Source organism: Tateyamaria omphalii, from assembly GCF_019802125.1.
Lineage (GTDB): Bacteria > Pseudomonadota > Alphaproteobacteria > Rhodobacterales > Rhodobacteraceae > Tateyamaria > Tateyamaria omphalii_B.
This window is the reverse complement of record NZ_JAHVHT010000003.1, coordinates 413,836-434,580: the sequence shown is the minus strand read 5'-3', so window position 1 is coordinate 434,580 and position 20,745 is coordinate 413,836. Positions and strand designations below refer to the sequence as shown.

21 protein-coding genes are annotated in these 20,745 nt (G+C 61.9%); 2 read left to right on the top strand and 19 right to left on the bottom strand.

What is annotated here, in order from left to right:
* From KUV51_RS14525 to KUV51_RS14450, 16 genes are all read right to left on the bottom strand, one after another.
* The gene (locus tag KUV51_RS14525; protein WP_222522349.1) at positions 1 to 1,125 is read right to left on the bottom strand and encodes a cobalamin-independent methionine synthase II family protein; all 1,125 of its coding nucleotides are present in this window, start codon (positions 1,123 to 1,125) and stop codon (positions 1 to 3) included.
* Positions 1,126 to 1,136: 11 nt separating this feature from the next.
* Positions 1,137 to 1,748, bottom strand: coding sequence for a class I SAM-dependent DNA methyltransferase (locus tag KUV51_RS14520; RefSeq protein WP_222522348.1), 612 nt, complete (start codon positions 1,746 to 1,748; stop codon positions 1,137 to 1,139).
* Positions 1,736 to 2,701, bottom strand: coding sequence for a cupin domain-containing protein (locus KUV51_RS14515; protein WP_222522347.1), 966 nt, complete (start codon positions 2,699 to 2,701; stop codon positions 1,736 to 1,738). Before KUV51_RS14515 ends, KUV51_RS14520 begins: the two co-directional genes overlap by 13 nt.
* A complete protein-coding gene (locus tag KUV51_RS14510) occupies positions 2,698 to 3,234 on the bottom strand; it encodes a DUF6653 family protein (RefSeq protein ID WP_222522346.1) in 537 nt (178 codons plus the stop codon). The genes KUV51_RS14515 and KUV51_RS14510 overlap by 4 nt, the downstream gene beginning before the upstream one ends.
* Positions 3,231 to 3,845, bottom strand: a complete 615-nt coding sequence (locus tag KUV51_RS14505; protein WP_315898833.1) for a pyridoxamine 5'-phosphate oxidase family protein — start codon at positions 3,843 to 3,845, stop codon at positions 3,231 to 3,233. Before KUV51_RS14505 ends, KUV51_RS14510 begins: the two co-directional genes overlap by 4 nt.
* Before the next feature lie 42 nt (positions 3,846 to 3,887).
* Positions 3,888 to 4,856, bottom strand: a complete 969-nt coding sequence (locus KUV51_RS14500) for an ester cyclase (RefSeq protein ID WP_222522345.1) — start codon at positions 4,854 to 4,856, stop codon at positions 3,888 to 3,890.
* Entirely contained in the window at positions 4,853 to 5,872 is a 1,020-nt protein-coding gene (locus tag KUV51_RS14495) for a LacI family DNA-binding transcriptional regulator (RefSeq protein WP_222522344.1), read from the bottom strand. The genes KUV51_RS14500 and KUV51_RS14495 overlap by 4 nt, the downstream gene beginning before the upstream one ends.
* Positions 5,872 to 6,630: an SDR family NAD(P)-dependent oxidoreductase gene (locus KUV51_RS14490; protein ID WP_222522343.1), complete on the bottom strand. Its 759-nt coding sequence runs from the start codon at positions 6,628 to 6,630 to the stop codon at positions 5,872 to 5,874. The genes KUV51_RS14495 and KUV51_RS14490 overlap by 1 nt, the downstream gene beginning before the upstream one ends.
* The gene (locus tag KUV51_RS14485) at positions 6,627 to 7,676 is read right to left on the bottom strand and encodes an ester cyclase (RefSeq protein ID WP_222522342.1); all 1,050 of its coding nucleotides are present in this window, start codon (positions 7,674 to 7,676) and stop codon (positions 6,627 to 6,629) included. Before KUV51_RS14485 ends, KUV51_RS14490 begins: the two co-directional genes overlap by 4 nt.
* On the bottom strand, positions 7,673 to 8,677 hold the full coding sequence (locus tag KUV51_RS22295; protein ID WP_222522341.1) for an ester cyclase: 1,005 nt from the start codon (positions 8,675 to 8,677) through the stop codon (positions 7,673 to 7,675). Before KUV51_RS22295 ends, KUV51_RS14485 begins: the two co-directional genes overlap by 4 nt.
* Before the next feature lie 3 nt (positions 8,678 to 8,680).
* Entirely contained in the window at positions 8,681 to 10,009 is a 1,329-nt protein-coding gene (gene hisD / locus KUV51_RS14475) for a histidinol dehydrogenase (RefSeq protein WP_222522340.1), read from the bottom strand.
* A 9-nt stretch (positions 10,010 to 10,018) separates the two neighbouring features.
* Entirely contained in the window at positions 10,019 to 10,549 is a 531-nt protein-coding gene (locus KUV51_RS14470; RefSeq protein ID WP_222522339.1) for an ester cyclase, read from the bottom strand.
* Positions 10,550 to 10,620: 71 nt separating this feature from the next.
* The gene (locus tag KUV51_RS14465; protein WP_222522338.1) at positions 10,621 to 11,772 is read right to left on the bottom strand and encodes a carbohydrate ABC transporter permease; all 1,152 of its coding nucleotides are present in this window, start codon (positions 11,770 to 11,772) and stop codon (positions 10,621 to 10,623) included.
* Positions 11,772 to 12,800, bottom strand: a complete 1,029-nt coding sequence (locus tag KUV51_RS14460) for a carbohydrate ABC transporter permease (protein ID WP_222522337.1) — start codon at positions 12,798 to 12,800, stop codon at positions 11,772 to 11,774. Before KUV51_RS14460 ends, KUV51_RS14465 begins: the two co-directional genes overlap by 1 nt.
* 195 nt (positions 12,801 to 12,995) lie before the next feature.
* Positions 12,996 to 14,216, bottom strand: a complete 1,221-nt coding sequence (locus KUV51_RS14455; protein ID WP_222522336.1) for an ABC transporter substrate-binding protein — start codon at positions 14,214 to 14,216, stop codon at positions 12,996 to 12,998.
* A 94-nt stretch (positions 14,217 to 14,310) separates the two neighbouring features.
* On the bottom strand, positions 14,311 to 15,357 hold the full coding sequence (locus tag KUV51_RS14450; RefSeq protein WP_222522335.1) for an ABC transporter ATP-binding protein: 1,047 nt from the start codon (positions 15,355 to 15,357) through the stop codon (positions 14,311 to 14,313).
* A 104-nt stretch (positions 15,358 to 15,461) separates the two neighbouring features.
* Between KUV51_RS14450 and KUV51_RS14445 the strand changes: the two genes are divergently transcribed.
* Positions 15,462 to 16,433, top strand: coding sequence for an ester cyclase (locus tag KUV51_RS14445; protein WP_222522334.1), 972 nt, complete (start codon positions 15,462 to 15,464; stop codon positions 16,431 to 16,433).
* A 61-nt stretch (positions 16,434 to 16,494) separates the two neighbouring features.
* Here the strand turns inward: KUV51_RS14445 and KUV51_RS14440 are convergent, their stop codons facing one another.
* Entirely contained in the window at positions 16,495 to 17,718 is a 1,224-nt protein-coding gene (locus tag KUV51_RS14440) for an acyl-CoA dehydrogenase (RefSeq protein WP_222522423.1), read from the bottom strand.
* 213 nt (positions 17,719 to 17,931) lie between these two features.
* Here KUV51_RS14440 and KUV51_RS14435 point away from each other — a divergent pair, with 213 nt between their 5' ends.
* Positions 17,932 to 18,282: a hypothetical protein gene (locus tag KUV51_RS14435; RefSeq protein WP_222522333.1), complete on the top strand. Its 351-nt coding sequence runs from the start codon at positions 17,932 to 17,934 to the stop codon at positions 18,280 to 18,282.
* Here KUV51_RS14435 and KUV51_RS14430 read toward each other — a convergent pair.
* The gene (locus KUV51_RS14430) at positions 18,279 to 18,950 is read right to left on the bottom strand and encodes an SOS response-associated peptidase (protein ID WP_222522332.1); all 672 of its coding nucleotides are present in this window, start codon (positions 18,948 to 18,950) and stop codon (positions 18,279 to 18,281) included. The genes KUV51_RS14435 and KUV51_RS14430 overlap by 4 nt on opposite strands.
* A gap of 131 nt (positions 18,951 to 19,081) precedes the next feature.
* Complete coding sequence (locus KUV51_RS14425; RefSeq protein WP_222522331.1) at positions 19,082 to 20,641, bottom strand: bifunctional metallophosphatase/5'-nucleotidase; 1,560 nt, start codon at positions 20,639 to 20,641, stop codon at positions 19,082 to 19,084.
* Between the last annotated feature and the right edge of the window lie 104 nt (positions 20,642 to 20,745).

The following is a 20,745-nucleotide window of genomic DNA, read 5'->3' as shown; positions in this document are numbered from 1 at the left end:
TCAGCCCTTCACCATCGCCGCCCCTTCGGACAAGGCATTCAACTTGGCATAGGCGATCTCCGGATCAACCGAGCCAAAACCTGCAAAGGTGCCAAACCCGCAATCGCTCCCCGCAATCACTCGATCCGCCCCGACAATATCCGTAAACCGCTCGATCCGCTGCCGCACCACCTCCGGATGCTCGACAAAGTTGGTCGTTGTATCGACCACACCCGGCACCAGCACCTTGTCCTCCGGGATCTCCGACTTTCTGTCCCGAAACACCGTCCACTCATGGGCATGGCGCGGGTTCGACGTCTCGAATAACACATAGCGCGCCTTGGTCGCCATCAACGTTGGAAAGACCGTGTCCATGGGTACATCACAGACATGCGGCCCCTCGTAGTTGCCCCAGCAAATATGCACGCGCACCTTCTCTGCAGGGACATCCGCCAGCGCATGGTTCAACGCCTCCACATGCGCATCCGCAATCTTCAGAAATTCCGCATCGCTCAGATCATTGAACAGCATATGCCGCGACAGGGCCAAGTCCGGGCAGTCCAGCTGCAAATCCAACCCCGCGCCCACGATGGTCTCATACTCCGCCTTCATCGCATCGGCGAGGGCCGCCAGATACGCATCGCGCGTCGGATAGAAATCGTTCTGCAGGAACAGAGAAATCACGCCGGGCGAGGCCGCATTCATAAACCCACGCTCAACCCCATGCTTCTTCATCGCCGCCTTGAGGTTCGCGATGTCCTTCTCCAACTCGCCCTGCCCCTTGCTCTTCACCTCACCGGTGCACATAGGGCGCGCATATTGCGGCGTGCCACCACCCTCGGCCAACCGCTTGAGAAAACTTGGAAACTGCTTCAAATCCGCAGGTGCATTCCGCGGGCTGTCGCCGGAAAAGCCGGTATAGCGATCCTTCACATAAGTCGCATAGCTGATCTTCGACGTCTCGCCATCGCTTACAATGTCCACCCCGGCGGCCACCTGCTTCGCAACCGTCTCGTCCACCGCCTCCGCCATCGCTGCATCGAAATCAGCCTGCTCAAACGGCTCCTCCCGCTCGCGGGCAAAGATGAAATCGACAACCTTCTGCGTCCGGGGCAAGGACCCCACATGGGTGGTTGTGACAGACATGGCAATCTCCTTCAGTCTTTGCGCGCCATCAGCACGGTATGCTGATTGGCGTCCGGGTCTTCGGCGAGAAAGCCGGTCAGGCGCAGGCCGTTGTCCTCAAGACATTTGGCATATTCCGCAGGTGAGAGCGAGGCGTGATAGACCTGCTCATCGCCAACCGTGCCTTCCCCCTCGCCAGCGCTCGGCCCGACGGTCAGCATCAAGCTGCCACTCGGTTCCAGATGTGCAGACATACGCCCGATACAGTCCCGCTGCGCCTCTGCAGTCAGGTGGAAAAAGCTGTTCCAGGCGACGATGCCGTCAAAGGTCTCGCCCAAATCCAGCACCCGCATGTCGGCCCGCCGCCAGTCCCCATCTGGCCACCGCTCCCGCGCAATCGCGAGCATCGGTTCCGAAAAATCGACACCGGTCACGCCGAACCCTTCGGCCATGAACCATCGCGCAATCGGATCGCCCGTACCGCAGCCCAGATCCAGCACGCGCGCGCCTTGGGGCAAGGCGGCAGCAAACCGTGCCAACCATCGCGCCTCGAACAAGGCACGCGACCGGCGGGCATCATAGACCGCCGCCTGCCGGTCATAGACGCCCTGAATGTCCTCCGGATCAGCGCTCACCCTGTCCACGTCGGCCCCGCCGGATCATCCGTGCCCACCACGTGATAGAGCGCAGCCTCCCCCGTCATCGACGGCACGGCACTGTGCGGCATGTTCTCCGGCACGCTCATCGTGTCGCCCGGTGCCAGCGTGGTGCTGCCGCCGTCCCACGTCACCTTCCAGTGCCCTTTCACAGGCATAAGAACCGACGGCTTGTCATGCGTGTGCATGTCATCCGACGCGCTGCTGCGCGTCACCAGATCCACTTCAAAGCCCGGCTTGTCGCGAATAATCCCGCTCTCGCCGATCACCTTGCAGGGCGCGTCCTTGGCCAGACACACCATGTCCCAATACCGGCGCACGCCCATGCCAACGACCTGCATCGGCGACATCTCGGGGAACTCCGTCAACTCCTCCGCGCTCAGCAACGGCATCGGCCCCACACCATCGGGCAGGCTCTGCCCCTTCTTGCTGTCATAAAGGCTGCCATTCTCGCCAAGCACCAGGCCATGCGCGCCCGCCTCCTCGATCACTTGCGGGGCCCAGATGACGCCACCGCCCGCATCGTCACCGCCAAGGATCGCCATGATCATCCCGTAATCGGTGCCGATATTCTCGAACCCCCGAAAGATACCGGTCGGAATGTTAATGATGTCGCCCTCTTCCAGCACGACCTCACCCGCCTTCCCCCAGCGCCCCCAGAAAAACCGCCAACGCCCCGACAGGACAAAGAACACCTCAGCCGTGCGGTGCGAATGCAGCGAGTTCCGGCACTTCGGCGGCTGCCCGGCGGCCCCGATATTGAAGCCATGCGGGATCGAGATATGCACATGCTGATCCGGGCTTTCCGACACCCCGCCACCGATGATGGTAAAGTTCTCCTTCTGGTCCGAACCCGGCGTATGCGCGTCGATAAACGCGGTCTTGCAAGGCATCAGATCGCCATAACGCACAATGCGCGGCTCCATCTCGGCGGGGGTCATGTGGGGGTCCTTTCATGTGGGAGGGTTGGATCGGGCAACGGATCGCCCGGTGTGGTATTGGTGATGTCGGCGTGGATCCAGACCATGCGGTCCACGAACCAAACCTTCGGCAGGATGGTTGCGACCAGCCCGAGGAGCGTCGCCCAAGGGTTCAGCACAATCAGGCCATAGAACAGTGGCAACACGACAAGGGCGGAGAGGGTCGTCAGCACGTGCCCGACCCGGATGTGATGTGGGGCAATGTCATAGCGATCCCGCGACAGAAAGATGCGCTCGCCCAACGTACCGCGCGACGCCCAGCTGCCAAAGTCGCGCGGCGGCGGAAAGGCTCGGGGGTTCACCCACGTCCACACTGCGGCCAGCAGGAACAACGGCAACGCCCACCAACCGATCCACTGCCGCGCATAGATCGCCAGCGCGATCAACGGCAGGCAAGAAAACCTCGTCCAAAAGCTCCACGGGCTTGCGTGCCGCCGCCAATCAGCGTCCTGCATACCCATCAGACGTTCGGCAGCACGGTAAATGTCAATCATCCCTGCCCCTTCAGCACTGCATTCTCCGCTTCCAACTCGGCAATCCGCGCCTGCAGCTTGTCCATTTCCGGCGCCACCAATTGCGCGATCTCAGAGGCATCAAAGCGCGGCGTGATGAACTGCGGACAGTTCCAGTCAAAGGCTTCCACGTTGATGGTCACCACTCGCTCGACCCGGCCCTGCCCCTCGACAGCCAGCCGCTCTGCAAGCTCTGGCGCATCCTCGGCCTTGGCAAAGGTGGCACGCCCCTGCAGCTTCATCCGCGCTTTGCGCGGGTAGTCCATCAGGAACAGCGACACCCGGTCATCGCCCGCCAGATTGCCTTCGGAAATGTGCTGCTTGTTGCCACGATAGTCCGCAAAACCCAGCGTGTGATCATCCAGCACCTTCAGAAAGCCCGCCGGCCCGCCGCGATGCTGGATATAGGGCCAGCCCGTCTCGGAAACGGTCGCCATGTAAAACGATGTGCGTGAGGCAATAAAAGCGACCTCATCCGCGTTCAGCGCATGGATCCGCGCACCATAGCCGCGGGCGTACATCTCGGCAGACCCATCCGCCTCCTGCAGCGCCTTCACGGCCTCCGTGAACATCACCTCGTCATAGCGGCGCACAGCCCTGACCTTTCATTGTTCTCTAAATATGCAAATGCGACTTCAGCCCGTCTGCAACAGGATCTGCTTCCAGATCGCCGTCTCGTCAAACAGAGCATATTCCCGGCGCAGCCCCCATGGCCCGAACTCGGCATGGGAAATCCCCAGCACATAAACTTCCGCCCCCGTCGGCGCGCCAAAATACCCCCAGCCGTCGTGCTTGCCATGCAGGCTCCAGCGGATCGCAGCCCGGGGCGGCATCATCTCATCGTCACGCCCGATCTGGTGGTCGATGGTGAACTCTGCATCGGGGAACGACGCCCGCAGCCCCATCCAGAACCGGTCCACCGGCCCCGTGCCATGCCCGGTCAGCCCGCCGGGATACTCCGACTGTACCGCCCGGTCATATTCGCCCGGGATCACGGCCATATCGGCACCCATGATCCGAGTCAGGATGTCGGCGTACTTCGCACCCCACTCACTATCATTGCCCCGCCCCTTGTAGGGTCCCGGCTGGTCGGTCGCTGGAGACAACGGACGCACCGCCTTCTCCATCCCACCCTCACGCTCGATCAGGTCCGCAGCGTAAGCCTTCGCCTCCCACCCGATCTGATTCACGATGGCCGTCTGGTCGCGGATCAACCACTCGTCGTTGATCTGATCGTTAATCGCATGACAGTCCGCAATGATGCGGTATTGCAGCGTCTTGCCAGATGCCTTGCCATAGACCCCATCCGCCATATGCGTCGCCGTCGACAGGATGCGGTGCGACGACAGCATCCCCTCCTCCGGCGTCCCCGACCAGATCACATCCTCGCCCAGCAGCGTCCGGTCCGGAAACTCGGCGAGCGTCGCCATGGTCGCGCCAATGACCTTCTCACTCCCAATCACCACCGAACCGGGCGAGCGCACCACGATGTCCGGGCTGTAATAGTGATGCAGGGTCGCGATGCCGCGGTCTTCCCAGATCTCCTTGGTGATGCCGATGATATAGTCGGGGAAATCCTTCCACCGGTTCGAAAAACCCTTCATGCGGTCCATCCTTTGGGTATACGAGCCGAGCCGCGCAAGATGAGTGGTCCATCCAGCGCGACGCGGCGGGGTTTGGTGTCGGGATCGGCAAGCCGATCCATCAGAATATCAACCGTGGCATCGGCCATCTGCCCGGCAGGCTGGCGCACGGTGGTCAGGTCATAGCTGGGCCAGGCAGCCAGGGTCACATCGTCATAGCCCACGACAGACACATCGCCCGGCACGTCCAGGCCAAGCTCGAATCGCAGCACATCCATCACGGCAAAGGCCATGTGATCATTGGCACAGAACACGGCATCGGGCCGCTCCGGCCCCGCAAACATCTCACGCGCCACATCCTTGGCGGTTTCAAAGTTGAAGTCACTGACGCCACGCGCAAACAGGCGATGACCCGCCGCCTCAAGCCCCGCGACAAAGCCCGCCTCACGGTCCCGCTGGGTCGAGGCACCTTCCCACCCCGCGACATGGGCAATGCGTTGGTGCCCACCCGCGATCAAAAATTCCGCCAGCTTGCGCCCACCGTGATAATTATCCGATGTCACAGACGACAGCCTGTCATCATCCTGTGCCCGGTTGAACAGGACAATGGGAATCCCCGCCGCCTCACAGCGTTGCGTCAGATCATTGGACATCCCCACGCTCGCCGCAATGATGCCATCCACTTGGTAATCCAGTAATTCCCGCATCACCTCATCCGCATCGTCGTCCGAGTTCGACGAGATAAAAACCAGAACGTGATAGCCCTGTTCCTGCAACTTGCGGCTCAGCCGTTCAATGGCCTCGGGGTAGAAATGGTTCTCCAGATAGGCGACCAGCAACCCGACAATACGGCTCCGTCCGGTAATCAGGCTGCGCGCAAGCACGTTGGGCCGATACCCCAGATCATCCGCCGCCTGCCGCACCTTGTCAGCGGTGCGCTTCGACACCGACGCACCGGGGGTGAAGACACGACTGACAGCCGAGCGGGACACGCCTGCCCGCTCCGCCACATCGAGTGCTGTCACCTTGTCCGGCATCAGTCCGCCGTCCACCCGCCGTCGATCAGCATCGACGTGCCCGTGACCATGGCCGACGCATCCGAGGCCAGAAACAACACCGCCCCCATGATGTCCTCAACCTCCGCCACACGGGGCAGCTTGATCTTGTCCATGATCCAGGCATAGCGCTCTGGGTCCTGAAACGACTTCTCGGTAAAGGCCGTACGCACAAAGGTCGGACAGACGGTGTTGATGCGGATATTCGCCTTGCCCCACTCGATGGCCATGGCCTTTACCATCCCCTCGACGCCATGTTTCGTCGCGCAATAGACCGCGCGGTCGATGCCGCCCACATGGCCCATCTGGGATGAAATATGGATGATCGACCCCGGCTTGCCCGCTTCAATCAGCGCCCGCGCCGCCGCCGTCGACAGGAAATAGGCCCCCTTCAAGTTGATCCCGACAACTGCGTCGAAATCCTCTGGCTGCGTCTCCATCGACGGACCGTGACGGGCCAGACCGGCCGAGTTCAGTACGATGTCGTATGGCTCATCGAAAGCCGCGTCGATGGCGCCCATATCCGACTGATCGAACTGCAGCGCCTCCGCGCTCCATCCCTGCTCAGTCATGGCGCCAACAACTTCCGCCAAAGCATCCGCCCGCCGCGCGGCACAGACCACATGCGCGCCTGCCTCGGCCAGTGCCACCGCGCAACCAAGGCCAATGCCCGAGGACGCCCCGGTCACCAGCGCCCGCTTGCCCGACAGATCAAAAGAGGGGGTCCGAGGAAGGCTCATGGCGCCCTCCCCGTCTCCGGATCAAAACCGACACGCGCCTTGTTGAATTCGCGCATCCGCGCCAGCACATCGACCCCGATCTGGTCGTACATCTGCAACATATCCACCATCACCCAATTCTCCCGTATCAACCCGTTCTCCAACCGCCAGAAATCAAGCGATCGCATCTCGATCCGCTTGTTCGTGGGCGGCAGGCCGAGCCAGCCTCCATGCGTTATCGTTTGGTACATATCCGGCCAGCCCGTGACCGCAGCATAAGGCCCGTCACCAAAGAAGTGATAGACAATCTCGTCCACATATTGCCCCCGGTCCGGCATCCCGTTCAGAAAAGGGATCTGGTGCCAGTTGCGAAAGCCCGCGATGCCACGCCCCGACCCGATGCCGCTGGGCCCGTACCACATCATCTTCGGATGCCAGAACCGCTCCATCTCCATCACCTCGGGCCCACCCTGGCTCGGGTGTTTCTTGAGGTAATCGAGCATCTCGATGATGTGCTGGCAGGACCTGGCGGACATCTCGGCATCATAAGGCCCCGGCACCAGCCCATCGCAGAACGCAGGCCCCGGTACATGCCACTCGCGGCCCAGCGACGGCACCATCGGCCAGGCACCCGCCTGCATCATCACCTCGGGGATGTCCCAAAGCGCCTGCATCTCGACGATCTTGCCATTCTCGAAACGGTAGAACTCGTGAAACCGCATATGCACGATGTGCCCGGTCGGCGGGATGTCGAGCCACGGGGCCGTGAAGGTTCCGGTGTAATACCCGCCACAGCCGACCCAGTCGGCCCCTTCGGGCGTCGGGCCAGCCATCACAATGTAATCCCGTCGCTCCAGATCCGGGATCGCAGCCACCAAAGGGACAAAGGCCGCATCCACAAACGCATCCACGCCCGCAATGCTTTCGAAGGGAAAGGCGAGGCGAAAGATCACGTCCGGGGCACACAGATGGTGCAAAACCGCCCGGACCGCAGATTCATCATAGTCATAAAGTGCCGCGCGCAGCGGCGCGATCAGCGCCTTGTGATGTGTGTGCCGGTCGGTCATGCCCGCGCCTGCATCCGGGCAAACAGGTCCACGCCCATCTGCTGAAACAGGTGGACCATGTCCACGAACACCCAGTTCTCGGTGAACTGCCCGTCGGTGCGCAGCCAGAAATCAAGGCCCGACACCTCGATCGGTGCGCCCGTGGCAGCATGGCCCAGATAGGTGCCGCCATGGGTGCCAACCACCCCTTTGGGACCAGAGGCCGCGACCATCCGGTCTTCGGCGAACAGGCTTTCAAGGTGCATCACCTTGCGGTCAGGAAACGCCGTGAGCCACGGCTGCTGATGCAGCCTTTCGAACTCCGCCAGCGACAGGCAGGCGCCAATGCCGCCCGGTCCGTACCACTTGATATTGGGATGAAAGAACCGCGCCATGCCCATGCTGGACAGGTCACTTTCGTCAAAACTGTTGAGGCCGCCAAATATTAACGCGCGCCCCAAAGTCATTGATTTTACAGACTCAACTTCCAGTTGCACGGCTGTCAAAACACCGTCATATGCGGTGGGTGCGGGGTATACATGCGCCGCCCCGCGCGGGCGCGGCAGGGCGGGCAAACCGATCTGGTCGAACCAATCCACAAAGTCCCAGATTGTCTGGGCATAGGTGATGTTCCCGGCCTCATCGAACCGCAGAAATTCGCCCCAACGAATACGCAGCTCATGCCCCGTCGCCGGGATGCCGAACACCTCTCGCGTGGCGCGCCCGGTATAGTACCCGGTTCCCGCCACCCAATACGCACCATCGCCCTCATCGCTTTCATGCGCGGAGGATGCACCGCCCAGGAAGATATGCGTCTGCCGCCGCAAATCCGGGATCGCTGCGCGCAAAGGCGAAAAGAGCTCGCCGATAATCCCATCCGTACTCCCTTGCATCCCTATGGGCGCAGGGCCGTGCCACCCTTCCAACGCAGGCAGCAATGCCGCCGCACTCTCCGGGTCGCGATCCAAGGCCGCCCACAGCGTCAGCGCCGTGGCCTTGTTGCGTTGGTTCTGGTCGGTCACGGCCTACTCCGCTGCGTCGCGCGCAGGGGCCCCCTCACCATAAGGCACGTTGATCCCGCCATAGCGGCGGACGCGCAGGTTGCACTGCTCGGCATGGCCCACGAACCCTTCGAGCATGCACAGACGCGAACCATAGGCCCCGATCTCTGCCGCCGCCTCGTCCGTGGTGACCTTCTGGTAGCTGTGGGTCTTGAGATACTTGCCGACCCAAAGACCACCCGTATACCGCCCCGCTTTCTTGGTCGGCAGCGTGTGGTTGGTCCCGATCACCTTATCCCCGTTGGCGACGTTGGTGCGCGGCCCAAGGAACAGCGCGCCGTAGCAGGTCATGTGCTCAAGGAACCAGTCATCGCGGTCCGTCATCACCTGCACGTGCTCACTGGCCACATCATCAGCCACCTGCAACATCTCATCATAAGTATCGCAGAGGATGATCTCACCATAATCCTCCCAGCTTTTCCGGGCTGTGTCGGCGGTGGGTAGGATGCCAAGAATACGCTCGATCTCTGCCGCCGTTTCATCCGCCAGCTTGCGCGAGTTCGTCAGCAGAACGGCAGGCGAGTTGTAGCCATGTTCCGCCTGCCCCAAGAGGTCGGTGGCGCACATCTCCGCATCCACTGTCTCGTCCGCAATGACCATTGTTTCGGTGGGGCCTGCGAAAAGGTCGATGCCCACGCGGCCAAAGAGCTGGCGCTTGGCTTCGGCAACGAAGGCATTGCCTGGGCCGACGAGCATGTGGACGGGATCAATCGTCTCCGTCCCGATGGCCATGGCGCCCACGGCCTGAATGCCGCCCATGACGTAGATCTCATGCGCGCCACCCAGATGCATCGCCGCGATCACGGCGGGGTTCGGCTTGCCCTGCCACGGCGGAGTGCAGGCGATGATGCGGGGCACACCGGCGACGCTGGCGGTGGCGACGGACATGTGGGCCGAGGCCACCATGGGGAACTTGCCACCCGGCACGTAGCAGCCCACGGACTGCACGGGGATGTTTTTGTGGCCCAGGATCACGCCCGGCATCGTCTCGACCTCAATGTCCAGCATCGAGTCCCGCTGCGCTTGGGCAAAGTCGCGCACCTGCTGTTGCGCAAACTGGATGTCGGCCAGCTCGCGCGGGGTCAGCTCGGCGATCAGAGCGTCGATCTCGGCTTGCGTCAGGCGGAAGCTGTCGGGGCTGTAGCCATCGAACTTCTCCGAGAGCTCGCGCACCGCAGCATCCCCGCGCGCTTCGATATCGGCCAAAGTCGCCTCGACAATAGCGCGGGTCTTGGCGTCGTCCTCGGCCCGTTCAGCCTCGGGTTTACCGCTCTTCAAGTATTCGATTGTCATGTCCTCACCTCATACATCGGGGCGCGGCGGGGTCTTGTCGCCGCGATCGAAGGCTTCCCAGCCCTCACCATCAAAAACGTCCCGCCCCAGCTGGGCGAGGACGTGGGGAAAATCGACCATCACGTAGTTGTCGGTGATGCGGCCATCTTCGACTTTCCAGAAATCCATGTACCGGATCTCGATCCGCTTGCCGGTGGGGGCAATCCCCATGAACTCACCGGCATGTGTGGCCTCCTGCCGGCCAAAGGCGGCGGCCCATTCCCCCATATAAAGCCGTGCCTCGTCGACACAGACCTTGTCGGCAAAAGCGGCCTGAAACGGGCGCTGCCAGTTGTCCTGAAACTCCTGCAGCCCAGTCTTGGCACCGCAGCCGGTGTTGCCCATCCAGCGGAAACTTTCGGCAAAGAACTGGCCGATGTCGTCAATGCGGTGGTCGTTCAGACCATCCACCATCCCTTCGATCACAGCGCGGGTGTCATCCGTTTTGGACATGTCCGTATCGCGGGTCAGAACCGCCTGTTCCGGTCGGGAACCTTTCATCTCTCATCCACCCCTTTGGGCTGTCTTCGTTTGGGCCAGCGATGAAAGCCCAGATGGGCTTGAAGAGCGTCTCATCCCTTCACCGCACCCGCAGTCAGGCCCGACACGATCTGGCGTTGGAAGACCATGACGAGCAGGAACAGAGGCGCCGTGATGGAGACCGCGGCTGCCACCGCCTCGACCTGATCCGTGGTGGTGGTTTCGCGGTTGAAGTAGCCCGCGATGGCCGGGACCATGGTCTGGTTTTGCGCGTCGAGCAGCAGAGCCGTGACCAGGAAGTCGTTATATCCCAGAAGGAAGCTGAAGAGCCCCGTGGTGATTACCCCGGGCCACATGACCGGCATGATCACGCGGCGGAAGGCCTGAAAGTGACTGCAGCCGTCGACCCGTGCAGCTTCGTCGAGTTCGCTAGGGATGTTCTGAAAGAATGACCGCAGCATCCAGATGGTAAAGGGTTGGTTGATCGCCACAAGCACCGCGATGATCGCCCAGGGCTGGCCGTAGAGCGTGGGGCTGAGGTCCCCGAGGATCGGGCGCAGGATTTCGGCCGAGTTAATGAACCAAGGCAGGTAGCCTGCCACCAGCACCGAGTGCGGCAGGGCGCGGAAGACAAGCGCAATGATCAGGAGCCAGAAGGCGAGGTTCGAGCCGGAGCGCGCAAGGCCGTAGCCCGCGAGCGTGCCGACCGTGAGCGAGACAGTCACCACGCCTGCCGTCACGATCATCGAGTTGATGAAGTTGCGGTAGAACTGGTTTTCGCCCCAGACCGCCACGTAATGTTCCGTCGTCAGGCCGAGGATCGGTGTGCCCAGCGGCCCAGCGATGCTGTTGAGTGCGCCGAAGATGACCGGTAATGCGCCGAAAAAGATCAGCACGAATAGCAGACCGTAGACAGCGGCACCAACAAGCCAGCCCAACACGATGAAGCCGGGGGGCGAGAATTGCTCGACCAACCTCGGCAGCTTCGTAAAGGCCCAGCGGATCGCGAAGTAGAGCACGATCAGCCCCAGCAGGATGTCGAGGAAGCTGAGGCCGTTGCCAGCGGCCCGCGTGGCTGGACCAGTGATCACGTTCCAAGCGCTCGCATCAAAGGCGTCGCGCGGGGACTTCACGCTCATCACCGCGATCCAGGCGATTGGGAAGGCCGCGATCAGGCACCAGAAGGCGAGAAACGCGCCCGATGCAAGCTTGAGCGACAGCGGCTGTGCGGTGGCTTTGGACATTAATGTGTCCCCCCTTTGTGGTCGCGCCAGGTGCGGCGCAGCGGCAGGATCAGCAGGATCACGATGCCCACCATGGTCAGCATCGCCGACGCCGCGGCACGACTGATCGCCCGGTTGCCCGCGTCATCCGGTGTGAGGAAGTCGAAGGTCAGCCATTGTAGCGAGATGACATGCGCCTGGCTGCGGAAGCCGATGATCTCGTCAAAGACGCGGTAGCAATCCATCAGGTGGATCAAAGCGATGAAGATGATCAGTGGCATCAGGTGCGGTACGATCACGTAGCGCAAACGTTCAAAGCGGCTGGCGCCGTCGATGATCGCGCTTTCCAGCGTGTCCATGTTCACGGTCTGGAGGCCCGCGTAGAAGATGACGAAGGCGAAGGGGGCGACGTGCCAGACGCGGTAGAAATACATCAGAAGCTCAATGGTCCAGGCCTGCGCGAACATGGCGATGTCCTGGCCCGTCCAGCGTTCCAGCGTGGCCGTCAGGATGCCGTCGCCCACGAAGAGCCAGTAGATTGATAGCGACCCAATCACGGGCGTGATGATGAAGGGCAAAAGCGAGACAAAGATGACAGGGCCGCGCAAGGACTTGGCGGCGTTGTTCACGGCCAGCGCGATCATCAGACCCACACCGATGACCAAAGGCAGTGTCACCAGCGTGAACATCAGCGTGAAGCGCAGCGCCTTCCAGAAGTCGATCTGCAGGATCTCACCCCAGTTGCCGGACCCGATGGCGGACCAGAATTTATCCATCTGCAACACGTTCTGGTAGCTGCGAAAGCCCACCCACGCCGTGGTGGTTTCCGTGCGCCCGGTCTCTTCATTGATCACCGGAACCGTTTTGGTTTCCGTGACACAGGTCTGGGTCAGGAAGCCTGGGGTGCAGGTCTCGACCTCGATCTGTTGCATGACCGGCTGGGTGATCTGGAAGGACTGGATGAAGACCGAGATGAGCGGTGCCGCGATAAAGAGCAGCATCATGAAGACCGAGGGGGCCACGAACCAGAAAAAGGTTTTGAACTTCATGCGTTGGTCCTCAAATTGCAGGGTCGCAGCGATATGGCAGCCAGGTAGTCAAAGAGTGCGCCCGGTCGTTCGGCAAGACGCGCAGCCACCACGCATCCAGCAGAGCCACCGCCCACAACGATATGATCGCACTCGCGTTTCATCTGTCCCCCAGAGTGAACGGCTGGCCGAGAAGTCCCCGGCCAGCCAGTCGTTTTATTCCAACACGCCAGCTTCTTTGGCGGCTGTGGTGTAGGCTTCGGTCACCGCGACCAGCGTCGCCTCTGCACCACGCTCGCCTGTCAGGAAGGCGGGCAGTTCATTGCCGAGGGCTGTGTGCAGCAGACCCATCTGCGTGGTCGACGGGTATGCAGGCGGTGCCGGATTGGCGGTTGCGGTTGCAATCGCACCTTCGGCCAGCGGGCCTGGCGCATAGCCATTGACCAGCCAGATCGCTGCCTCGTTCGCGCCCTGCACCATCTCGGTATCCAGACCTTCCATCGCCAGACGGAAGGCGGCATCCGCTTCTTCGTCCGTGATGTTTGCCGCAATCACGATACCGTCCCACCAGAGCGTGGTGGCCGGTGCACCACCGTCCATCGCCATGGGGGCTGCGGCCATCGAAACCTTGCCCACGACAGTGCTCTCGCTTTCGTCGTTCATCGCGCCCGCGCGGCTGGCCCACAGGTTCGCCATGGCGATCTTGCCCTGCTGGAACTGCTGCTGCACGTAAGTGGAGTCGCTGACCAGAACTTCCGGGTCGGTGAAGTCCAGCGTCCGCTTCATGGTGTCGAGCGCTTTCATCCCTGCTTCGGAATTCACGGCAGTGGTGTTGTCGGCATTAAAGAATGCGCCGCCGAAGCCGGGATACATGTTCACGAATTCCTGGGCGAGGTTCCAGCCGGACTTCATGGTCGCACCGATGGCGTGGTCGACGACGCCAGCCTCTTCGATCTTCTCGGCGGCGGCAAAGACTTCGTCCCATGTGGTGGGGGTCTCAATGCCCAGATCGGCCAGAATGTCGCTGCGGTACATCAGGTGCTGCGTGTTCACCATCATGGCGACGGCCATGATCTTGCCATCCACCCGGATCAGCTGGTTGGGCGACAGGTTCTGGCCGTATTTTTCAACGAGATCATCCAGCGGACGGATCGTGCCTGCGTTCAGCAGCGGTGTGATAGTACCGTTCGACACACCACCGATCTGGTAGAGCGACGGGTTCGCCTCGAACGCGGCGGGCTGCTTGGTGCGGAACTCCTGGTCCAACTCGGCCTGGAAATTACCGCACTCAGCCATGGCGTCGGTGACGGCCTTCCATGCTTCAAAGCCCGCGGTCAGCGACTTCAGTGGCACCTCGTTTTCGTAGGAACACGCGGCAAATGCCGTGCTGCCCAAAAGCGAGACGGCGCCCGCGAGTGCCAGTTTTTTCAGATACATGTGCAAACTCCCTGTTGCGTTTTGCGCCAGTGCATCTTGCAAGCCTGCACTGGCCGGTGTTGGGCCCACGGGTATCCCCGTGCGGCCGGTTTCCTCAGGCGAGACGTTCGCCGGAAGAGGAATCGAATGCGTGGCAGATGCCCGCAGGGACCGAGAAGGAGACGCTGTCGCCGATCTCGGCCCGGAATTCCTTGTGTGCCTTGATCGACACCAGTTGCCCGCCGGCGCGGACGGTGAGCATGGTGGCGTCGCCCAGAAGCTCGATGGTGTAGATGGGCGCCGTGATCTGGCCGTCCGCATCGGCCAAGGCGGCGTCTTCGGCCCGGAAGCCTAGCGTGGCGGGTCCATCGGGTGCCGTCAGGCCGCTGATCGACACGCTGTCGCCGGTGAAGGTGCCGCCGGACATGGTGCCATCCATCAGGTTCATCGCCGGTGAACCGATAAAGCTGGCGACAAAGGTATTGGCAGGCCGGTCGTAGATTTCTGTTGGCGTTCCAACCTGTTGGACCTTGCCCTGTTTCATCACGACGACGCGGTCGGCGAGTGTCATCGCCTCGATCTGGTCGTGGGTCACGTAAACCGTTGTGACCTTCAACTCGTGGCTCAAGTTCTTGATCTGCGCACGGGTCGAGACGCGCAGCTTGGCGTCGAGGTTCGACAGCGGCTCGTCCATCAGGAACACGTTGGGTTCGCGGACAATAGCACGGGCAAGGGCCACACGCTGACGCTGACCGCCTGACAGTTCGGCAGGCTTGCGATGCAAGAAATCGTCCAGTTCCACCATGGCGCTGGCACGACGCACGCGCTCGTCATGGGTGGCTGGGTCCACCTTGCGGACCTTCAGCGGGAAGCGGATGTTTTCGTAGACGTTCAAGTGCGGGTAAAGGCCGTAGGACTGGAACACCATGGCCACATCGCGGTCCTTGGGGTCCAGATCATTGACCCGTTTGCCGTCGATCATGATGTCGCCTTCGGTCGCATCCTCCAGCCCCGCGATCATGCGCATCGTCGTGGTCTTGCCGCAGCCCGAGGGACCAAGCAGCACCAGGAATTCCTCATCCGCGATGGTCAGGTCGAAATTGTCGACGCCAACGAACGTACCCCACCGCTTGTTGATGTTGCGCAGTTGAATCTCTGCCATCCGGACCCCCGACCCATAGGTTGATGAAATAGGCTAGACATCCGGGCTTTGACTTGGCAACTGTTTTTTGCACACGTGTGCAAAACGATCTCGGGACAGCCAGAATGACCTCCGATATTCCTGCATTGAGGGCAGCCTTGCATGCGCTTTGGGCAGATGATGATGCTGCAGCGCGGCGCGCTTTTGAAACCTGCTTTGCACGCGATTGCGCCTTTTATTTCTCGCATCCCGCGAATGTGCCAGGCGATGCCTGGACCGAGGTTTATGGACCATTGCGTGCTGCACTGCCGCATGGCCGGCGCCGCGATGAAATTTTCATCACGGGCGCGAACCGGCGGGAGGTTGGCGGGACATGGATCGCGACGTTCACGCACTATGTGGGCACCTTTGCGGCCCCTTTGTGGAACATCGTGCCGTCGAATCGGCTGGCCTTTCTGCGGTCGGGCGAATTCTACCAGGTCGAGAATGGCCGGATCATCGAGGCGCGGATCATCCTCGACCTGCCGGACCTGATGCGGCAGGCCGGGCGCGATCCTTTCGGCGGGCTCTTGGGCACAGAGATGCTGTTTCCGGGGCCAGCGACCCATGATGGCATCCTGCCTGCGGGTGACGGCGAAGCCAGCCTTGATCTGATCGAGGCGATGCTGGGCGATCTGCATGTCTACGACCCCGAGACCGGCACCTCCAAGGGACAGACCGGAGAGGGCGGATACTGGGCCGATGACATGCTGTGGTACGGGCCCGGCGGCATCGGGTCAAACCACCGCTGGGCAGGGTTTGTGAAAGATCACCGCGCACCGTTCCTCGCCGCCTTTCCGGACCGCAAGGGGGGCAATCACTACGCGCGGATCGGGCAAGGCAACTACGCCGCGATCTCGGGCTGGCCGTCGATGACGATGACGCATCGCGGCCCTTACCTGGGCATGGAACCGACCGGCAAAAACCTTACGCTGCGGGTGATGGATTTCTATCGGTGCGAGGCAGGTCAGATTGCGGAGAACTGGGTCATGCTCGATTACATGGACCTGTTTCATCAGATGGGCGTGGACCTGATCGCGCGCGCTCATTCCACCTAGGCTTCATTTCGCCAAATAAACCGCACGGGGGTCTGGGGGTGTGAAACCCCCAGTCCTACCCTCAGAAAAACGCCTGCAGCCCGGTTTGCGCGCGCCCGAGGATCAGGGCATGCACGTCATGGGTGCCCTCATAGGTGTTCACCGTCTCCAGGTTCACCATATGGCGCATGACCTGGAACTCGCCCGAGATCCCGTTGCCGCCATGCATGTCGCGGGCGGCGCGCGCGATATCCAGCGCCTTCCCGCAATTGTTGCGTTTGACGATGGAGATCATCTCGGGCGCGGCCTGTGCCGCATCCATCAGCCGCCCCACCTGCAAGGACGCCTGCAGGCCCAGCGTGATCTCGGTCTGCATGTCGGCCAGTTTTTTCTGGAAAAGCTGCGTCTGGGCCAGCGGCTTGCCGAATTGCTTGCGGTCGAGCCCGTATTGGCGGGCGGCATGCCAGCAGAACTCGGCGGCCCCCATCGCACCCCAGGAAATGCCGTAGCGGGCGCGGTTCAGGCAGCCGAAGGGCCCCTTGAGCCCCTGCACGTCGGGCAGAAGCGCGTCTTCGCCCACTTCAACCCCATCCATCACGATCTCACCCGTGATGGAGGCGCGCAGGGACAGCTTGTTTTCGATCTTGGGCGCGGACAGGCCCTTCATCCCCTTTTCCAGAACGAAGCCGCGGATCTTGCCGCCGTGGGCCTCGGACTTGGCCCAGACCACGAAGACATCCGCGATGGGCGCGTTTGAAATCCACATCTTGGAGCCGTTCAGGACGTAGCCGCTGTCGGTTTTCTTCGCCGTGGTCTTCATCCCCGCAGGGTCGGAGCCTGCATCGGGTTCGGTCAGGCCGAAACAGCCGATCCATTCGCCCGACGCAAGCTTGGGCAGGTATTTCTGGCGCTGCTCTTCCGAGCCGTAGGCGTAGATCGGGTAGATGACGAGCGAGGATTGCACCGACATCATCGACCGGTAGCCGCTGTCGATCCGCTCGACCTCGCGCGCGACGAGGCCGTAGGAGACGTAGGAGCCACCAAGACCGCCGTATTCTTCGGGCAGGGTCACGCCCAACAGGCCCATGTCGCCCATCTCGCGGAAGATGCTTGGATCGGTCGCCTCGTCCGCGAAGGCGGAGACCACGCGCGGGGCCAGTTTTTCCTGGGCATAGGCGTGGGCGGAGGCCTGGATCATCCGTTCGTCTTCCGACAGCTGGTCCGACAGGCGGAGAGGATCGGCCCAGTCGAAGGAGCCGAGGTCCGGGGCGTCCTTGGCTTTCAGGATTTTCGTCTCGACGTTCATCTGGTCCTCCACCACGGTTCGCATGTGTTGCACCCCTATCTAATGCCGATGGCCGACCGTGACCATGCGGCATAGCGATACCGACCAGCCAAAATGCTGACGACCTGCCGCGGCACGGGCGCGGCGCCGCCTCATTTCAGCCGCAATCAACGCGCATAGAGAGCATATACGATTCTGTCTTCCGGGTGGGGCCGAAGCAAAAGGAGTGCTGGCATGCAGCGCATGATGCAAATTGGGGCCGTCATGGCCACGCTGACCACGGCCACCGCCGTGTCTGCCGCCGAACACGAGATCCTGATCCTGCCGGACGCCTATTTCCCGTCCATCCTCTATATCGACGATGGCGATACGGTGAAGTTCACGAACCTGACCGGGTCCGAGCACAATATCATTGCCAAGAACAGCAGTTGGACGATTGGGCCGATTGCAGATCAGGCATCATTCACAATGGTGATGGAGCAAGGCACGCAGACCACGTTTTACGATGCCGACGCGGTATCGGAAGAGGATGGCTCGTTCCTTGTCGAAGGCCGGATGAGCTTTGGCGAAGCGCCGCTCGACTAGTCTTCGGACGGGTTGGTGAGGTCCGGGCCGGATGCCCGGTTCGAATTGACCGCTTTCGACACACGGTGCCAGGTCAAGGCGTCGTCCGGGGCGGCCCGCATCAGCGTGGCGGCCCCTTTGCCCTGTTCGCCCAACCACAATGCGATGTCGTCGGGTTCCAGGATCACCGGCATGCGGTGGTGGATCGCTGACATGGGCGCGTTGGCCGCTGTGGTGACAATGGCGGCCGTGCGTTGCCGCGTCTCAGGCGCACCGGGGGTATGCCAGTCCTGCCAGACCGCCGCAAAGGCCAGCGGCGCCCCGTCGCCGCGCGTGATGTACCAGGGCAGCCGCGTTTCCCCCTCCCGCGTCCATTCATAGAAGCCAGAGGCCACGATCACCGCCCGCCGTTCGCGGCACGCCATTCGAAAGGCGGGTTTGTCGGCAATCGTCTCGGCCCGCGCGTTGATCAGCAGCGGGCCATCCGTCGGTGACTTGTACCAATGCGGGATAAACCCCCAGCGCATGGGCGCCAGCCATCTTTGACCGCGCTGGGTGGTAACGGTGTGCACTGCATCGGTGGGGCAAACATTGTAGTTGGGCACGTCCGGCATGTCGTTCGCCGCCACGGCAGCAAACAGTTCCGACATGTCGTCGGGCGCGAGAGAGATAGAGAAACGTCCGCACATGGGGTGCCGCTATATCGCTAGGAAACGAACTGTAAGGCAGATCCTGATCCGCCTGACGATTGACGAGAAAAAGGCGGAGCGCTTGCCCCGCCTTCTCAGGATCGTAAGGCGCAGGTGTCCTGCGCCATGCTTTACTTAACGGTGATCCGACCGTCAGTGTAAGGCGTAAACGGCCCCTGTTCGGCCAGGTATTCCGCCGTCACATCCGCCAGGTCAGGCCCGAAATCGTAGGCGTTTTCGGCGTCCACGAACATTGCGTAGCCGTCACCGCCATTGCGCACGTAGTTGTTGCTGACCACGCCATAGAGCTTGTCCATCTCGATCGGCGCCCCGCCCACCATGACGTCGCTGACCCGCTCGCCTGCAGACTTCGCCGCATCGAATGCGTAGCTCATGCCGGCCACTTGCGGGAAGCGGCCCGCGCCATCCTCGATCTGGCCCACGCCGTTTTCAAGCGCTTCCACGATGGCCGATCCCGGCACCTGGAAGGTCGACAGCGTGTTCTGGAAGGGCAGCACGGTCAGCACTTCACCCATTGTGATCTCGCCCGCGTCAATCGACGCGCGGATGCCGCCGCCGTTCTGGATCGCGATCTCGATCCCCTGGTCGGCGACCCGGGCGAGCATCGCATCCGCGATCAGCGAGCCCATCGGGCATTCCATCGCGCGGCACGTGTCGCGCCCGCCTTCAATGGCTTCCGCCGCTTCGGCCACCACACGCGTCTTCATCTCTTCGATGGGCGCACCCATCTCTGCAATGCGGGCGAGGAAGTCGGCGTCCGGTTCAACCGACGCGTCCAGCAGCATCGGGTCGCCCGAGGCGGCCGTGACATTGCCATCGTCATCGAAAGTCACCGTCAGGTGGCCCAGATACTTGGTATAGGCATAGGCTTGCGCCACTGCCGCATCGCCCACCATGGTCGGATAGGCAGGCGTTTCCGCGTCGTCATTGGACATCAGCGTGTGGCTATGCCCACCGATCACCACGTCGATACCATCGACGGCCTCGGCAATGGCCAGGTCCTTGTTCAGACCCACGTGGTTGAGCGCGATGATGATATCGACGCCTTCGCCCTGCAGCGTGGCAACGTCGGCCTGCAGCGCCTCGATCTCGTCCTGGAAGACGACATTGGGACCGGGCGAGGAGGTTTCCACAGTATCGGTGGCCAGCGCCGAGATGATGCCGATCTTTTTGCCACCGACCTCAAGCACAACGTGGTTTTCGATCTTGCCCTTCAGCGTCTCCTCGGCGGACAGATCAAGGTTGCCGGAGATCACCGGAAAGCTCACCGCGTCGATGAACTCGGCCAGTTTGGGCGGACCATCGTCGAATTCGTGGTTGCCGACGGCCATCGCGTCATAGCCGATTTTCTCCATGAACTCGGCCTCGGCCGCACCTTTGTACGTGGTGTAGAAAAGCGAACCCTGGAACGGGTCGCCCGCGTCCAGCACAACAACGTTCTGGTTGTCGAGTGCGGCCTTCTTGGCATCAATGGCCGATTTCACGCGCGCCACACCGCCAAAGCATTTGCCTTCGGCCTCGCCCTCGGCGTTGCAGGTCGAATCGAAACGGTTGATCGATTCAATGCGGCTGTGCATGTCGTTGGTGTGCAGGATGTGCAGCGTGTATTCGGCGGATGCCATGCCAGCGCTGAGCGCGAGGGCGGCTGTGCCCATCAGAAGTCGGGTCATGTCGGTGGTCTCCCGTGTTGGTTATGTTCGTATCGTGACTACAAAGCGCGCCGCGAGTCAAAGCGGTTCCTAGGGGAAAGCGGGCGACAAAACGGTGACAGTGC

Excerpts from the sequence above, each read along its gene's own strand:
- KUV51_RS14495 (WP_222522344.1), bottom strand. The coding sequence starts at position 5,872 with ATGCCGGACAAGGTGACAGCACTCGATGTGGCGGAGCGGGCAGGCGTG.
- KUV51_RS14525 (WP_222522349.1), bottom strand. The coding sequence starts at position 1,125 with ATGTCTGTCACAACCACCCATGTGGGGTCCTTGCCCCGGACGCAGAAG.
- KUV51_RS14515 (WP_222522347.1), bottom strand. The coding sequence starts at position 2,701 with ATGACCCCCGCCGAGATGGAGCCGCGCATTGTGCGTTATGGCGATCTG.
- KUV51_RS14425 (WP_222522331.1), bottom strand. The coding sequence starts at position 20,641 with ATGACCCGACTTCTGATGGGCACAGCCGCCCTCGCGCTCAGCGCTGGC.
- KUV51_RS14450 (WP_222522335.1), bottom strand. The coding sequence starts at position 15,357 with ATGGCAGAGATTCAACTGCGCAACATCAACAAGCGGTGGGGTACGTTC.
- KUV51_RS14460 (WP_222522337.1), bottom strand. The coding sequence starts at position 12,800 with ATGAAGTTCAAAACCTTTTTCTGGTTCGTGGCCCCCTCGGTCTTCATG.
- KUV51_RS14445 (WP_222522334.1), top strand. The coding sequence starts at position 15,462 with ATGACCTCCGATATTCCTGCATTGAGGGCAGCCTTGCATGCGCTTTGG.
- KUV51_RS14430 (WP_222522332.1), bottom strand. The coding sequence starts at position 18,950 with ATGTGCGGACGTTTCTCTATCTCTCTCGCGCCCGACGACATGTCGGAA.
- KUV51_RS14435 (WP_222522333.1), top strand. The coding sequence starts at position 17,932 with ATGCAGCGCATGATGCAAATTGGGGCCGTCATGGCCACGCTGACCACG.
- KUV51_RS14485 (WP_222522342.1), bottom strand. The coding sequence starts at position 7,676 with ATGACCGACCGGCACACACATCACAAGGCGCTGATCGCGCCGCTGCGC.
- hisD (WP_222522340.1), bottom strand. The coding sequence starts at position 10,009 with ATGACAATCGAATACTTGAAGAGCGGTAAACCCGAGGCTGAACGGGCC.
- KUV51_RS14455 (WP_222522336.1), bottom strand. The coding sequence starts at position 14,216 with ATGTATCTGAAAAAACTGGCACTCGCGGGCGCCGTCTCGCTTTTGGGC.
- KUV51_RS14490 (WP_222522343.1), bottom strand. The coding sequence starts at position 6,630 with ATGAGCCTTCCTCGGACCCCCTCTTTTGATCTGTCGGGCAAGCGGGCG.
- KUV51_RS14510 (WP_222522346.1), bottom strand. The coding sequence starts at position 3,234 with ATGATTGACATTTACCGTGCTGCCGAACGTCTGATGGGTATGCAGGAC.
- KUV51_RS14440 (WP_222522423.1), bottom strand. The coding sequence starts at position 17,718 with ATGAACGTCGAGACGAAAATCCTGAAAGCCAAGGACGCCCCGGACCTC.
- KUV51_RS14465 (WP_222522338.1), bottom strand. The coding sequence starts at position 11,772 with ATGTCCAAAGCCACCGCACAGCCGCTGTCGCTCAAGCTTGCATCGGGC.
- KUV51_RS14470 (WP_222522339.1), bottom strand. The coding sequence starts at position 10,549 with ATGAAAGGTTCCCGACCGGAACAGGCGGTTCTGACCCGCGATACGGAC.
- KUV51_RS14500 (WP_222522345.1), bottom strand. The coding sequence starts at position 4,856 with ATGAAGGGTTTTTCGAACCGGTGGAAGGATTTCCCCGACTATATCATC.